Here is a 15200-nt window from a genome sequence, read left to right as displayed (position 1 = left end):
AGTCATACCAAGTTTCAACATTGCGAGGCAACATGGCTATCCCATACTCACTGCTAGATTTAGCGCCAATATCTGAAGGGTTTGGCGTAAAAGACGCGTTAAACAATTCAAAGTTAATGGCTGTGGAAGCTGAGCGCTGTGGCTATGAACGTGTGTGGTTAGCCGAGCATCACGGCATGCATGGTGTTGCCAGTTCTGCCACCTCAGTAGTGTTAACGCACATTGCTAACGCCACCGCTACCATTAAAGTTGGTGCGGGCGGTATTATGCTGCCTAACCATGCACCTTTGGTCATTGCTGAACAGTTTGGCACCTTGGCTGAATTATTTCCCAATCGCATAGAGCTTGGACTTGGCCGTGCACCAGGCACTGATATGGCAACCGCACGCGCGCTTCGTCGCAATTTACAAAGCGATGTAGACAGTTACCCAGAAGATATTCAGGAACTTCAGCACTACTTGGGTACACCGCAAGACGGGCAGCCGATTGTTGCAGTTCCAGGGGCGAATACCCACGTGCCCTTGTGGTTACTTGGTTCTAGCTTGTACAGTGCACAGGTGGCGGCAAAGATGGGGCTGCCATATTCGTTCGCCTCGCATTTTGCGCCCGATGCGCTATTCGATGCGCTTCATGTGTACCGCAATATGTTCAAACCGTCGCCTCAGTTATCAGCGCCAAAAGCAATGGCTGGTGTAATGGTGGTGATTGCTGAAACCGATGAAGAGGCTGAACTCCTATTCACGTCAGTGAAGCAGCAATTTATGAACATGCGACGTGGTCTTAACAGGCCTTTCGCTAAGCCTATGCCTGACTTTGAAGAATATTGTACGGCGACTGACGAAGCAATGTTATCGAATGTATTGAGGTATGCGTTGGTAGGGTCGAAAGAAACAGTGCAAAACAAGCTAGCTCAGTTTGTTGAAGCGACGGGTGTTGATGAAATTATCGTGTCGATGCCGATTTACGATATAGAAGCGCGCCTGTTTAGTGTTAACGCATTTGCGGAAATCGCATCTTAGTTTTTAGAAAGCTATTCCCAGTATTGAATATTTGGTTATAACTTCCACTATGAATGACCTTCGAATAACTTTATGATACGTCTATATGTGCGTATTTTCAGTTAGTTGTGTTAGGTTCACAGTCATGACAAAGGTCTGGTTTTCCCTTCTTTTAGCTTTATCTTCTTTGATGTGGGGCGCTAGTGCTGCTTTTGCGAAAGAAACCCTGGACCTAATTGTTCTTGAAACACTGCCTGTTCCAATTGTCGCTGATTCGCGGGCCGAGTTCGAAAAGGAACTTGCGCGGATTATGCCCGATCACGAGATTAACGTAACATCGTATAACGCCGAAGGCTCTGAAGTTCGTGCTAAGGAGATACTTACCGAGCTTGCACAAAACCCAGCGCCTGACCTTATTGTATCGGTGGCGACCCTTGCCACCAGAGCGCTGAATGCGTCTGAAGCGTTTGTTGATGTACCTAAGCTGTTTATGGCGGTCTCAGCACCGGTTGAAGAAGGAATAGTTTCTGCTATTGGTGCGGTTAGTGACCGCAACATGACGGGCGAGTCACACGTGCTAGACGCAAAGGTGAAGCTAGATATGTTAGAGGGCGTGCTCAGAGCGTCTAAGCCCTCATCGCTTTTTACCATAGGTCTAGTCCATTCTACATACCCATCGTCAAGTAACTTGGTTAATCAACTTCTGGCACTGAATGGTGACTACGAGAACATAAATCTTGTTGCTGTTAGTACACCGTATATAGAAGGCGATGATGGACTGGTTGAAATGACTGACAGCATCATCAACAGCTTGCAGCAAAAAACAAACGAGCTGGATGGTTACTGGCTTTCATCTGGGCCGCTCGCGGAATCGAATGGCTTAGTAACGAAGGTAAAAGAAGCTACGGGACTGCTTCCTTTATTCGCAGAAAGCATTTCCTCTGTGAAAGAAGGGGCGCTTCTTGGCGTAGTATCTGAGCCAGCGAGTATTGGCAAATCAGCTGCAAGAAAAGCCAAGCTAATTCTTGAGAAAAAATCGGCGAGGGACATTCCCGTTGATAAAATGGATACGTACACTGTAGCGGTAAATGTGTCTACGGCAATCAAACTGCAGTTGCCCATTCCTTCAAACTACATGAAGCTGTCGAAAAAACATGTGTATCAATAAGGCCTAATTAGAAGTAAGTATGCGGATTAAATCGAAACTGCTGGTTATCTACATTCCAATTTTATTAATTGGTATGGCACTTACTGGGTATTGGGCTTATTTGACGGCGTACGATTCAGTACGCGAAAGAGAATATCAGCTCCTCACTCAGACGCTTACATTAAACGTTTTAGAGATCATTGACGAAAGACGTGAACTGCTTATTGAGTCGGGCCTAGAGAATGTGCCTGTGTTTCGCGAGGCCTATCAAAAGGAAGTGTTTGAAGAGCTAAAGTCGTTGCAGCAAGCCACCGACCGCCACTTTGCGATCAGTGACAAGAGTGCCGATACTGTGGTGTTTAGTACGATGGAGCACACTGTGGTTCCTAATGTCGAAGATGCGACAATCGCAACCATTGCCAGTCGTAAGGTCGCCTTTGGTGAGTCGAATATTAACGATGCTGACGTGTTATTTGCGTGTGCAGAATTTGCGCCATGGAATTGGAAAGTTACCGTATTACAGCCTGCTGACGCACTGCAATCTTCCCTATCTACTATTGCGTGGCTAACGTCATTAGTGACGCTATTTGCTGTCGTTATTGTCAGTTTGCTTATGGGAAGAGTTACACAGGTGTTTGTTGTTTCTCCTATCGAAAAAATAAAATCAGCAGCAAGTCGCATTGCGGTTGACCATAAGAAGGTCAGTATAGACTTACAGCAAAACGACGAGTTAGGTAGTTTAGCGCGAGACGTTGAGGCAATGTCTGGTGAAATAGAACAGTACGTTGCTCAAGCTCAGCAAGCAAACCGCGCAAAAACGGATTTTCTTGCGGTAATGAGTCACGAAATTCGCACCCCACTGAACGGTATTCAGGGATTAGCAACGCTACTTCTTGATACGCAACTGTCGGATAAACAGCATCAGTATGCCAGCGATTTGAAATCATCGGCGTCTATTCTAGCGACCGTTATCAACGATGTTCTGGATCTTTCAAAAATTGAATCAGGTATGTCAGAGGTTGACGTTACAGAGTTCGATCTTGACGCAATGCTGAATGACCTTATTACGCTACTGGGTACCAATGCCAGCGCCAATAGTACGCGTTTGGTTTACAAAAGTAAGAACATGGAATCGGTGGCAGTAACCAGTGATATTACGAAGTTACGCCAGATAATCATTAACTTGGTGAGTAACGCAATTAAGTTTACTCATAAGGGCACTGTGACTATTTCCGCCAAGCTCAAACAGCCTTCCCAGGATACCGTGAGCGAGAACCATTTGGTAATTGCGGTTAAAGATACCGGTATTGGTATTGAGCCAGACAGACTCGAGCATATTTTTGATAAGTTTACGCAGTCCGATTCATCAATTACGCGTAAATACGGTGGCACTGGGCTAGGTCTTGCTATTGCAAAGCAGCTTGCACAAATATTAGGTGGTGATATTAAGGTGGTGAGCAAAGTAGGTGAAGGTTCATGTTTCACCGTTACCGCCAAGGTGCAGAGTCGTCGCGTGGTGGAGTCGTCGGCCGATTCGGATTCCGCGCGACAAGCAGAGCGCGCTAGCTTACCAGAAGGTATTAAAGTTCTGTTGGCTGAAGATAATGCCATTAATGCTGTGGTAGCACAGGCACTCTTAGAACAGCTGAAATGTGATGTTGAGCACGTTGATAATGGACTGAAAGCCGCTGCACGAGTAGAAGAGGGCGGTATTGATGTTGTTTTCATGGATGTGCACATGCCAGTGATGGACGGCATTGAAGCGACAAAACGCATTCGAAAGCTTGATGGAGAGCTTAGCAAAACCCCAGTTATAGGACTTACCGCCGAAGCATTCAAAGAGCGGCACGTGTCATTTAAAGAAGCAGGGATGGACGACATCGTTACCAAACCTGTCACCGTTGAGGCACTGCAAGAAAGTTTGTCAAAACTGGCGCTTAATCAAGAAGTCACTGATAATAGTTAAAGTGATGCAGCCTCAGTAATTTGAAGTTGTAAGAGCCCGTGGGTGATTTCACCATGGGCTAATATATAAATGCTTTAACAGTAACTTATTGCTTAAGGTGGCGTGTGCAAATCAATAAACCCCGCGAGCTACTTCGGCTGAGAATTGCGCTGATCATTGGTGCTGTACTTGTGCTTGCCTTTATGGCTGCTGACTTGATGCTACTACCAAGCAGCATGTACGAGCTGTACATATTCGATCGCTTACTTCTTCAATTCCCTATTATACTCGTCGTTGTTGTACTCTCCTTCTGGCGCAGGTTCATTCAGCATCGAGCCTACATTTTCGCAGGGTTACTTATTGCGCTTTCTTACAGCAACTACTGGTTAATATGGGTTTGCTGGGAAGAGCACAGCTTCATTTTCCCCTACGAGGGCACCATTTTATATGCTTTCTTCTGTGTGTTTGCGCTGGGCATTGCCTTTAAATTAGCGCTAGCAGCCAACGTCATCAACATTCTGGGTTTTTTGGGGTTAATGTGGGTTGCGCCGGTTTATGGTGACAGAGTTCCAATTTCAATGGCATTTGTATCTGGGTCTTTGTTTATTTGTGTCTATGCCCGTTATCGGTTAGATCGCAGCGTACGCATGTTAAAAGAAACCAATGACAGGCTACTTAAACTTAGCAAATTTGACCCCTTATCTGATTTATTGAATCGGCGTGCGTTACGAGAGCAGAGTGAAAAACTGTTGGCGTTGAGTAAGCGTCATAAAGTGTCGATGGCCGTGATGATGCTCGACTTAGACGACTTTAAAAAATATAACGACTGTTTTGGTCATCAGCAGGGGGATGAAGCCATAAAAATACAAGCCCGCATTATGAAGCAGGTCTTTAAGCGAGAGACAGACATATTAGGTCGGTACGGTGGGGAAGAGTTTATTGTTGTATTGAGCGACATTCAGAAAGAACAAGTTGAGAAGCACTGTGATGCACTTTTGAATAAGTGGACAGAAGCAGCACTAGAACATGCACAAGATGCAAAGCATCCTTTAATGAGTTGTTCCATTGGTGTGGTGTTTGCCAAGTCGGCCGAGAACATGTCAATCGATTGCCTTATTGACGAAGCAGATAAAGCACTTTACGAAGCAAAAGAAAAAGGCAAAGCCCAGTTTGTATTAAATCAGGCGCAGTGCTTAGAATAACACTGCGCTTTTTCACGATTGGCTTACAGCTTCACAATCATCTTGCCGGTGTTCTTGCCTTCAAACAACATATTTAGTCCCTTCTCGGCGTTCTCTAAGCCTTCCACAGTGTGTGCACGGTACTTGATTTTACCTTGTTGAACATAAGGCGAAAGCTTTTGCAGTAGTTGTGGAATTTCACCCCAGTGATCAGGCATAGCAAAACCGCGAATGTTAATTCGCTTTTTAATCAGCGGGATCCAGTTCGGGCCCGGTGACGGCTCTTCAGACTGGTAATCGGAAATCATTCCACATACCACAATTCGGCCATGGGCATTCATTCTGTTAAAAATGTGCTGCTGAATAGGACCGCCCGTATTTTCAAAGAAGACGTCTATTTTATTTGGTGTTAGTTCGACTAACTTTTCTTCTAAATTGTCGGTTTTGTAGTTTATAGCGCCATCAAACCCAAGCTCGTTAACAATCCAATCGGCTTTGTCTTCGCTTCCTACTACGCCAATTACACGCAGCCCGTCTGCTTTAGCAAGCTGACCTACAATTGAGCCTACAGAACCTGCTGCACCCGTAACAATAAGTGTCTCACCTTCTTTGGGCTCGCCAAAGTTATATAAACCTGTTGTGGCCGTTAGGCCTGGTAGTGCAAAAACACAAAGGGCCATTTCCTCAGTAATGCCAGGCTGAAGTTTGTTAAAACCAGAACCGTCACTGAGCACATATTCACTCCAGCCAGTCATTCCCATAACTTTGTCGCCAACCGAAAAATTAGGGTTGTTAGACTCAACCACTTCGCCCACACCGCTTGAGCGCATTACATCGCCAAGCTCCACAGGTGGAATATAACTCTCTCTGTCTTCACTCATCCAACCTAACATCGCAGGGTCTAAAGACATGTGAGTTTGCTTTATCAAAATTTGACCGTCTTTAGGCGTGGGAACTTCGAGCTCTTTGCTTTCAAATAAATGTGGCCCAATTTTTCTGTCATGGGGGCGATTAACGAGTGTAATTGCTTTGTATGTTGACATGGTGTCCTCCTGTTACAAGCACAAATGGTCGACGTCTTATCGAATGTAAAAGCGCGTCGCTAAACACGGTTGCATTTGCGCTGTTTAAAATAGGGTGGGGGTTATAGACATAAACACAACCTATAACACAGCCTGTTTATAAATTTGAGTGAAACCTTTTTGCATTTCCAATAGGTGTTAGTGATAGTTAATTAAAATAGTGTTAACAATATTGAGATCTTTCGTTAACGCCGTTTTATCAAAGTTGCTTATAAATGCGTCGAAGTTGTAGCTATAATTGTAAAAAATGCGATAAAAGTGCGTAAATGGCGTTTACTTGCATTGAACAAAAGTACTCAGATCCGTAGAATGCCCGATGCAATTTTCCCCTTTTACAATGAGTATCTTATGAAGCAACAGTTTTCTTTACGTGCCTCAGTTTGCTTAGCGCTTGCTACCTTAGCCTCTTCTTCTGCGCTGGCAGCTGGTTTCCAGGTTAATGAACACAGTGCAAACGGTCTAGGCCGTGCCATGGCTGGTCAAGCGGCTAAGCCAGAGAATGCCTCCATTTTAGCAACTAACCCTGCAGCGATTGGTGTATTTAAAGAAGCTGAGTTCAGTGCATCAGTAAGCTTTATCGATCCGAACGTAGATATCGATGGTGTTGTTAGCTATGCGTTAGGCGAAGCCCCAGTTGGCCAACCTATGCCAGCAGCAGAAGACAACATTGCAGATACTGCTTTTGTTCCAGGATTCTTTTATGTAAGCCCAATTAATGAAAAGCTATCTGCTGGTGTAGGTGTATTCACAACCTACGGTCTTCGTTCAGATTACTCTGATGATTTTGGTGCGCTGCATTTTGCTGACACAGCTGAAGTAAAAACGGTTACCCTAAACCCTGCTGTATCTTATAAAGTGAATAAGCAGCTTATGGTAGGTTTTGGTTTAAACATCACTTACGCTGAAGCTGAAATTGGTTCTGGTGTATCAAACACGCTAGCGGGCACTGTTGCAGGCCTAGCGCCAACAGCAGAAGCATTAGGTATTACATTGCCTACGCTTACTCCTGGCAATTCACTGTTTAGCATGGAAGGTGACGATTGGGGCTATGGTTGGAACGCTGGTATTTTCTGGCAACCAACTGATATGACTAATGTTGCGCTTTCATACCGTGCAGAAACGAAACTAGAACTTGAAGGCGCGGTATCTTCAGAGACGCCAGTGTTTCCTATCAACTTAAACCAGCCTGGTAGTCTAGATTTGAACCTTGCTGCGATTACAGAGCTAGCGATTGATCAAAAAATTGACAATCAGTGGTCTGTACAAGCAAGTGTTACTTTCACTGACTGGAGTACGTTTGAGAAGCTTGAAGCTAACCTAGAAGACGGCATCGATTTCCTAATTAAAGAAGAGAATTTCGACGACTCATGGCGTGCAGCGCTTGGTGTAACTTACATCCTAAACGATGAAATTACCCTTCGTGCTGGCTATGCTTATGATGACGGTGTGGTATCGGTAGAAAACCGCTCACTTAGTATCCCAGATACAGATCGTCATTGGTTCTCTGGTGGTATGACTTACACGGTAAGCGAAGATACATCAATTGACGTGGCTTACGTATTCATTGATGGCCGTGAAGCGAATATCGACAAAGATAGAACGATTCTAAGCAATGTTCTTCCTGGTACTGACTTTACTACTAACTTCTCTGGCACACAGTCAGCTACAGCGCACATTCTAAGTGTTCAAATGAACACTCGCTTCTAATTTCAAAGAAGCCAAGTCAAATAAGAAAGGCAGCGTATTTACGCTGCCTTTTTGGTAATGACCTATGTACACTGGTATAACGTCGCATTTTTTATGTGCGATGGGGTTCTTGTGCGCTGTTTAACGACTAAATTTGCGCAAATAAATCTTGCAGACATGTAATTGCTGCGCCGATTTTTGCAGGCATTAGCTCGCGCTTTGGGGTTACCGCATATACTGTGTAATCAGGTAGTTGCCAGTCGGTAAAGAGCTGTTTCATTTCACTAGACTTTAATAGATGTCTCACTTCAGGCTCCGGTAGAACAGCGTAGCCAACACTATCTTGGGTAAGCTTAATGAGCGTCTGCATAGAGTTCACGTCAATGCGTTGAGTATCCAGTTCATACTCGCCCCCGTCTGCATGTTTCATCACATAGTCGTCGATATGCCTGTGAGCAATATATGCATGTGCACTAAGTGCGTCAGGTGAAGTAAGCGTTTCGCTAGCAAGTGGATGGTCTGCAGAGACACACAAAATACGCTTCCACGTCGCGAGTACTAAGCTGCTGAAGTTGGTATCGGAAACCGGGGCGAAACAAAGAACAAGATCTGCACTAGAAGCGATAATGTCTTTAGGCTCGTCAGTCACGGTTAAAGAAATTGTTATTTTAGGAAACTCTTCACAAAGCTTTTTCAGCGGCTCGCTTAACAGTCCTCCGCCAAACCCCTCAGGTGCGATGATATTTATTTTACCAGTGGGATCGTCCTGTAGACTTTCAATTTTCTGCTGGGCGAGTTCTGCTGTTTGCAGCATTTGCTTACTGGTTTCGTAGTAGATTCGGCCTGCTTCCGTTAGGCTCAAGCTTCGGGTGTTTCGATTAAAAAGGCTAAGGCCGATATCATGCTCTAGCTTTCTTAACTGCTGGCTAATAGCTGAGACAGTCATGTGAAGCTCTCGGGCGGCTACACTCATGCTGCCGCTATCAGTTACTGCAACAAAAACCTGAAGAGAGCGAAGTAATTTAGTGTTCATGGCGCTTGGTTAATCCTTTTTATTGGCCGCAGCATTTTGACTGTTCATTTGTAGCAAATTAACGACGGAAATGGTCGAATTCTACCGTATTTTAACGTTGATGAACGCTTTTGAAGCGGGTCTTTACGCAATGCTTACATTAGAAACGTTATGCAGCCCCATTGCATTAGTAGCTAAAAGTAACAAGAGAGTTCACCTTGTTTTAAAGATGTTTTCTTTCTGTTTTTAAATAGTAAATTATTGAAATGCAGCGTTTCTTTATTTGATTAAAGTGCTAGTTTAATTATTCACTAACTATGCAGCTGAGAATCGCGAATGAAACGATTTACTTTGATGATTATCGTTGTGCTCTCCACGTCGTGGGTGGGCGGATGTGCTTCTACCCAAACGTCCGTTAACTCCTCATATGGACCCGCCGCGTTTTCACAACCGGCATTTACTGCAGTCACCGTGGCGTATGCACCAGAAATGCAGGGTATTCTTAATCGTATTGAACAAGACCCCAATGCATCCATTCATACCACCACAACAATTAAGGGCGTTACATATCGCATTGGTACCTATCACGACGAGCCAATTTTGATATTTGCTACCGGAATGAGTATTGCCAACGCTGCAATGACTATGCAGATGGCGCTTGATTACTTTCCGGTTAAGCAGGTGGTTTACATGGGGATTGCGGGAGCGGTTAACCCAAAATGGCAACCGGGTGACGTAATTGTTCCCGCGCGTTGGTATTATCATGATGAAAGCGTGTACACCAATGAAGACCCAAATGCGCCGGGCGAATACATACTTCCTGAATATTATGCAAAGTTCATCGAAGAGCAAGATGAACGCCGCGCTAAAGATCCTCACACACCAAAATATAAGCCCTTTCACTTCATTCACCCTGACGAAGTGCTTATTGTGAAAGAAGGGATGGATAAACCACAAGACACCGCCTATTTCAGCGCGACACCACGCCTTTTAACTGCGGCGAAACAAGCTATGAGCACTATGCCAACGCAGCGTGTGCTTGGAGAGCGCGATGCCGAGCTCTTTGTAGGCGGAAATGGTATTACCGGGTCTGTCTTTATGGATAACCGCGAGTATCGAAAGTGGACAAGAGACGTGTTCAATGCCGAAGTAACTGAGATGGAGTCAGCCGCAATAGGTCAAGTATGTACCGTTAACGACGTTGACTGGATTATTGTTCGAGCTATTAGTGATTTGGCTGGCGGTCAAGAAGGCGTTAACGTTGAGAACAAGTACGACCAAGAAGTGTCGCGAATTGGCGCTAACGTTCTGTTTTCTGTATTAGATACACTCGCTGAGGACGAGTAGTCGATAGTATGGCAAACATTGAGGCAACGTTGCTTCTTTGCATATGAATGTTAGTTTCAAAACTAAGCCAATCGCGACAGCCTAAAAATAAGTAGGCGGATAGAGAAGGTAAACATTACGCGCTATCCGCCTTTCTTAGGTGCTTCTAACGCTATCAACTGAACGCCAGCGAGCAAACCGTTGACGTGGTGGGACTAGCGAATGGTTCTGACCATATTTATGGTGTTAGTCGCAAGTTTTACTTCAACCAGAAAGACAATAAGCGCACTGATTAGAAACATCATAGCCAGTATGAACAACACGATGACAGGTGTTTTCAAATCGACAACCCACAGCGACCCAGAAAACAGCGCCATAATGACGGTACACACCATCAGTCCAGCGGCGACACACAGCCCAATCGCCCAGTTAATCACTTTTACCCTGCGCCATAGCACCTTAATTTCTTTCTTTGAGCGATCGACAATATGCGGGTCTGATAGAGTATGAATCTGTCTTTCCGCCACCCTCACCCTGTCTGATATTCGGCCCAGCCGAGACGACATAACATTGAGGAAGCCCGCAATACCGGTAAGTAAAAATACGGGGGCAACAGCGAATTCGATAAGCTGTGAAAGACTAGGAATAAGTGTGTCCAATGGTTCCTCCAGCGAACAAAGTTTGGTTTTCTTACTTCAGGCAAAGAGTGGTTAACCCATTGCTGCAATCTACTAACGTACTGCCAGTCTATATGCGTTAGATACACGTAAATTAGAAATAGTGTATAAAACTAAGACTTGTGTTGTGACAGTAAAGTCTGCGAACTGCAAAGTCTACGCCAACGCTTAAATCAGAGATATGACGTAATTGTCAAAATGCCGCAACAGTTTAGCGAGTTTTAACCCATTCTTGCCTAAATTAACGATACACTAGGGCCTGTTGACCTTTGTTGTACATTTTTGCAGCGGTCTGTGTGCCATCTAGACAAGGCGAATGTTTGACGGTTTAGTGGTTCTAAATCGAGAACATTCAACGCAGTATAGATGGCACAAAGGCGCTGCCCGAAGGGGTCGTTATGGAAGCCTTTTACTCTTTGTCACAGTCCTTTAACTTAGCCCGCTAGGCTTGCAGGACTGTTTCGCGATTAAAAGGCTTCCATTTAGACCAAAATTCGTACACCAAAGGTCAACAGGCCCTAGCATCAGTTGCTAAAAAAACATTTTGTCATCATAAGGATAGATAATGCGCTTTGCCCCAAGCTTTCCTCTGTCGTTGCTAGCTGTGTCTCTGCTATCGCATGCAGCCATCGCTCAACAAACCAATGAAATAGAAAGAATTGAAACCACGTCTTCTCGTATACTGGGAAATATGAATGCTTCCGGTTATGCAGTGTCGTCTATTTCAGAAGAAACGCTTTCGCTGCTTTCATTTCAACATATCCAAGAGTCGCTGAATTACATTGCGGGTGCCGGCGTACAGCGGGGCAATGGGCAAGAGTATTTACCTGCCCTTCGTTCGCCAGTGTTAACCGGCGCTGGCGCGTGCGGCGGAATTTTAGCAGCAGAAGATGGTATTGCGTTGCGCGCAGCAGGTTTTTGCAATATTAACGAGCTGTTTGAAGCACACGGTGAAATTGCACAGCGTATTGACGTGATAAAAGGCCCTGCGTCAGCGCTTTATGGCTCTAATGCGATACATGGTGTGATTAATGTGATTACCCCTGACACAACCCAAGGCGACGGGGAGCTTAGCGTTGATTACGGGTCTTATGGGTTTCATCGCGTAAAGCTTAAAGAAGGGAAAGACTTTGGTCATAGTGGCGTGGGTATCGCCGCCAGTGTTACCAGAGATACAGGATATCGAGATGAAGAGGGCGTTGACCAAGAGAAAGTCTCGCTTCGCCACAGGCTGGAGTGGGATAACTCGGTTATCACGAGCGGCCTTACCTATACCCATTTAGACCAAGAAACTGCCGGCTACATAGAAGGGTTTGAAAGCTACAAAAATACACAAATAGCCAAAAGCAACCCAAACCCCGAAGCGTTTCGAAAAGCAGAAAGTTTTAGACTATGGAGCAAGTTCGATACTAGCTTTAGCGGAGGTCATGCACTGTCGATTACACCTTACGTACGCAACCAGGACATGCGCTTCCGTATGCATTTTTTACCTGGCAAACCCCTTGAAACGAATGCTCAAAAAGGCGTTGGTGTGCTGTCTCAGTTCCATTACGTCATTAATGACAGCCTAAGTGCAGATATAGGATTAGACGCAGAATACACAGAAGGTGAATTAACCCAGTCACAAGACAGCGCCACAGAAGGGTCAGCCTTTTTGGTTGAAACCATACCTGTAGGAAAGCACTATGATTATGATGTAGATGCCACGCTATTTGCGCCTTTCTTTACCTTCAATTGGCAAGCTGAGCGTTGGACTATTTCTGTCGGCGGGCGCTTTGAGTCTATGCAATACGACTACACCAACAATATGAATGTTGGTCGTGTTCGCGAGGATGGCACGCAGTGCGGTTTTGGCGGCTGCAGATATTCCAGACCAGCAGACAGCGAAAATGATTTTGATAACTTTAGTCCGAAGCTTTCACTTCGTTATCAACTTAACCCTCAAACCCAGTTGTTTGGCGGCATCGCAAGAGGCTATCGCGCGCCTCAGGCAACAGAGCTGTATCGTTTGCAGCGTGCACAGACTGTTACTGATCTTGACTCGGTAACGGCCGATAATATCGAGATGGGCGTTACAGGAACACTATTTGACGGCAGCTATACGCTTAGCCTTTACAGCCTACAAAAAGATAATGTGATTTACCGCAACAGCGACTTTTTCAACGTAAGCAACGGCGAAACGTGGCATAGAGGCGTAGAGCTTACTTTTGACCAACCGTTAAGCGATGTACTGCGCTTAGATTTTGCTGGTACATACGCAAAGCATACCTACGAGCACAGTCAGCTCTCAGGTGAACAAGACATTAAAGGTAATGATATTGATACTGCGCCAAAGCTTCAGTTTAACGCTCGTTTAAGCTTTGAGATGTCGAGCAAAGTACAAACGCGGCTAGAGTGGCAGCATGTTTCGAGCTATTTCACCGACGCTGAAAATCTCAACGAGTACGAGGGGCATGACTTGGTACATGCGCGCGTACGCTACAGCGTGAACGAAGACGTTACATTGTATGCGCGGGTTAACAATGTATTTGATACGGACTACGCTGAACGCGCCGATTTTACTAGCTTCACAGGCCCTCGCTACTTTCCTGGGCGGCCTCGAAACTTCATGATAACGGCATCGTTCACGTTATAGATTCAAATAAGTAGCCGTAATAGATAATTATTAATCTTGAAAATACAGACTATTGCCGTGATTTGCTTGTACCCCAGCGGCATCAGGCGTAGTCTGTAGGCATCAGCATGGGTCTCAGTCACGCCATGTATAGCGCTTGGAAAGGTCAGGCGACATACGTGGAATGATTGTTAATAGGTAAACCCATGCAAAAAATAGTAATTGTTGGTGGCGGTGCTGGTGGTCTTGAATTAGCCAGTCGCTTAAGCCGCACCCTCGGGAGAAAGAAACAAGCCGAAATTACCCTCGTCGACCGCAGTCGAACCCATATCTGGAAGCCGCTATTACACGAAGTGGCCGCCGGTGTAATTGATAAGCATTCAGACGGTGTGGACTACGCCATCCACGCTGCAGCTCACCACTACCGCTTTCAATTAGGTGAAATGTGCTCGCTTAACGCGCAAGCGCAAACCATAACCTTGTCGCCTTTAATCGATGAAGAAGGGACACAGGTTTTGCCTGAACGCGAGATTCATTATGACCAGTTAGTGCTGGCGGTTGGCAGCGTGAGTAACGACTTTGGCACACCTGGCGTTGCTGAGCATTGCTACTTTCTTGACTCGTTAAAGCAAGCTGAACGTTTTCACAGAGCGCTTCTTAATCAGTTAATCCGCATCAATCAGCAAGAAGATAAAGACGCTAGAATTGATGTCGCTATTGTCGGGGCAGGAGCAACAGGTACTGAGCTAGCCGCTCAACTTCACCATGTGGCGAATTTGTCCAAGGCTTACGGAATGCCAGACATGTCAGCTTCTCGTCTTAAGATTACGATCGTAGAAGCGGGAGAGCGTATATTGCCTGCGCTACCTGAGCGTATAGCAAACTCTGCAAGAAAAGCGCTGCATAAGTTGGGCGTAGACATTAAAGAGCAAACCATGGTGGCAGAAGCCGACGCGAAAGGGCTGATCACAAAAGACGGTGGTCGAATTGACGCTGATTTAATGGTGTGGGCTGCGGGGGTGAAAGCACCGGACTTCATAACAAAGCTTGCGCTTTTTGAAACGAACAGAGCTAATCAAATTCTTGTTGATAAGCAGCTTCGCAGTTCATCTCATAAGAATATTTGGGTGTTAGGTGATTGCTGTGGTTTCCAGCAGGAAAATGGGAAGTGGGTGCCGCCTCGAGCGCAGTCTGCCCACCAAATGGCGGATATTGTTGCGCATAATATAACGTCGTTATTTACTCAAAAAGACACGAAAGATTTTACTTACAAGGACTATGGATCCTTGGTTCACTTAAGTAAATACAGCACTGTTGGAAGCTTAATGGGGTCACTGTCAAACAGCAGTATGTTCATTGAAGGGCGTCTAGCTAAGTTGGTGTACGTTTCTTTGTATAATATGCATCAGTTTGCGGTACACGGAAAAATTAAAGGTGCTCTAAAGCTCCTTGTGAAGAAGTTAAGTCAGGCCATCAGCCCTAAGCTGAAGCTTCACTAACCACATATAAAAAAAGCCCCATGTTTGGGGCTT

11 protein-coding genes are annotated in these 15200 nt (G+C 45.3%); 8 read left to right on the top strand and 3 right to left on the bottom strand.

Going from position 1 to position 15200, the window contains the following annotated elements:
* Positions 1-32 precede the first annotated feature (32 nt).
* The 4 genes from ACFI6L_RS11735 to ACFI6L_RS11720 all read left to right on the top strand — a co-directional run bounded on the left by ACFI6L_RS11735 (position 33) and on the right by ACFI6L_RS11720 (position 5292).
* A complete protein-coding gene (locus ACFI6L_RS11735; protein WP_462574063.1) occupies positions 33-1019 on the top strand; it encodes an LLM class flavin-dependent oxidoreductase in 987 nt (328 codons plus the stop codon).
* 124 nt (positions 1020-1143) lie between these two features.
* Positions 1144-2166 (top strand): ABC transporter substrate-binding protein, encoded by a 1023-nt coding sequence (locus ACFI6L_RS11730; protein WP_462574062.1) that lies wholly within the window; start codon positions 1144-1146, stop codon positions 2164-2166.
* Positions 2167-2185: 19 nt separating this feature from the next.
* Positions 2186-4111 (top strand): ATP-binding protein, encoded by a 1926-nt coding sequence (locus ACFI6L_RS11725; protein WP_287133697.1) that lies wholly within the window; start codon positions 2186-2188, stop codon positions 4109-4111.
* A gap of 104 nt (positions 4112-4215) precedes the next feature.
* Positions 4216-5292: a GGDEF domain-containing protein gene (locus tag ACFI6L_RS11720; RefSeq protein WP_049585581.1), complete on the top strand. Its 1077-nt coding sequence runs from the start codon at positions 4216-4218 to the stop codon at positions 5290-5292.
* 23 nt (positions 5293-5315) lie between these two features.
* Here ACFI6L_RS11720 and ACFI6L_RS11715 read toward each other — a convergent pair whose 3' ends face one another.
* Positions 5316-6314 (bottom strand): NADP-dependent oxidoreductase, encoded by a 999-nt coding sequence (locus ACFI6L_RS11715; RefSeq protein ID WP_049585584.1) that lies wholly within the window; start codon positions 6312-6314, stop codon positions 5316-5318.
* Positions 6315-6701: 387 nt separating this feature from the next.
* Between ACFI6L_RS11715 and ACFI6L_RS11710 the strand changes: the two genes are divergently transcribed.
* Complete coding sequence (locus ACFI6L_RS11710; RefSeq protein WP_049585748.1) at positions 6702-8060, top strand: OmpP1/FadL family transporter; 1359 nt, start codon at positions 6702-6704, stop codon at positions 8058-8060.
* 127 nt (positions 8061-8187) lie between these two features.
* Here ACFI6L_RS11710 and ACFI6L_RS11705 read toward each other — a convergent pair whose 3' ends face one another.
* A complete protein-coding gene (locus ACFI6L_RS11705; protein ID WP_462574061.1) occupies positions 8188-9072 on the bottom strand; it encodes a LysR family transcriptional regulator in 885 nt (294 codons plus the stop codon).
* A 315-nt stretch (positions 9073-9387) separates the two neighbouring features.
* Between ACFI6L_RS11705 and ACFI6L_RS11700 the strand changes: the two genes are divergently transcribed.
* Positions 9388-10398: a 5'-methylthioadenosine/S-adenosylhomocysteine nucleosidase family protein gene (locus ACFI6L_RS11700; RefSeq protein ID WP_462574060.1), complete on the top strand. Its 1011-nt coding sequence runs from the start codon at positions 9388-9390 to the stop codon at positions 10396-10398.
* A gap of 194 nt (positions 10399-10592) precedes the next feature.
* Here ACFI6L_RS11700 and ACFI6L_RS11695 read toward each other — a convergent pair whose 3' ends face one another.
* Positions 10593-11036, bottom strand: coding sequence for a DUF2721 domain-containing protein (locus ACFI6L_RS11695; RefSeq protein WP_014951195.1), 444 nt, complete (start codon positions 11034-11036; stop codon positions 10593-10595).
* A gap of 583 nt (positions 11037-11619) precedes the next feature.
* On the opposite strand from ACFI6L_RS11695, the gene ACFI6L_RS11690 reads away from it, so the two are divergent.
* Positions 11620-13689, top strand: coding sequence for a TonB-dependent receptor (locus ACFI6L_RS11690; RefSeq protein WP_462574059.1), 2070 nt, complete (start codon positions 11620-11622; stop codon positions 13687-13689).
* Positions 13690-13874: 185 nt separating this feature from the next.
* Positions 13875-15167: an NAD(P)/FAD-dependent oxidoreductase gene (locus tag ACFI6L_RS11685; protein ID WP_039233728.1), complete on the top strand. Its 1293-nt coding sequence runs from the start codon at positions 13875-13877 to the stop codon at positions 15165-15167.
* The last annotated feature ends 33 nt before the right edge of the window (positions 15168-15200 follow it).

It is taken from the genome of Alteromonas sp. G4i35, assembly GCF_054960375.1.
Note: the sequence above shows the minus strand (reverse complement) of the source record. Positions and strands in the feature narration are given on the sequence as shown.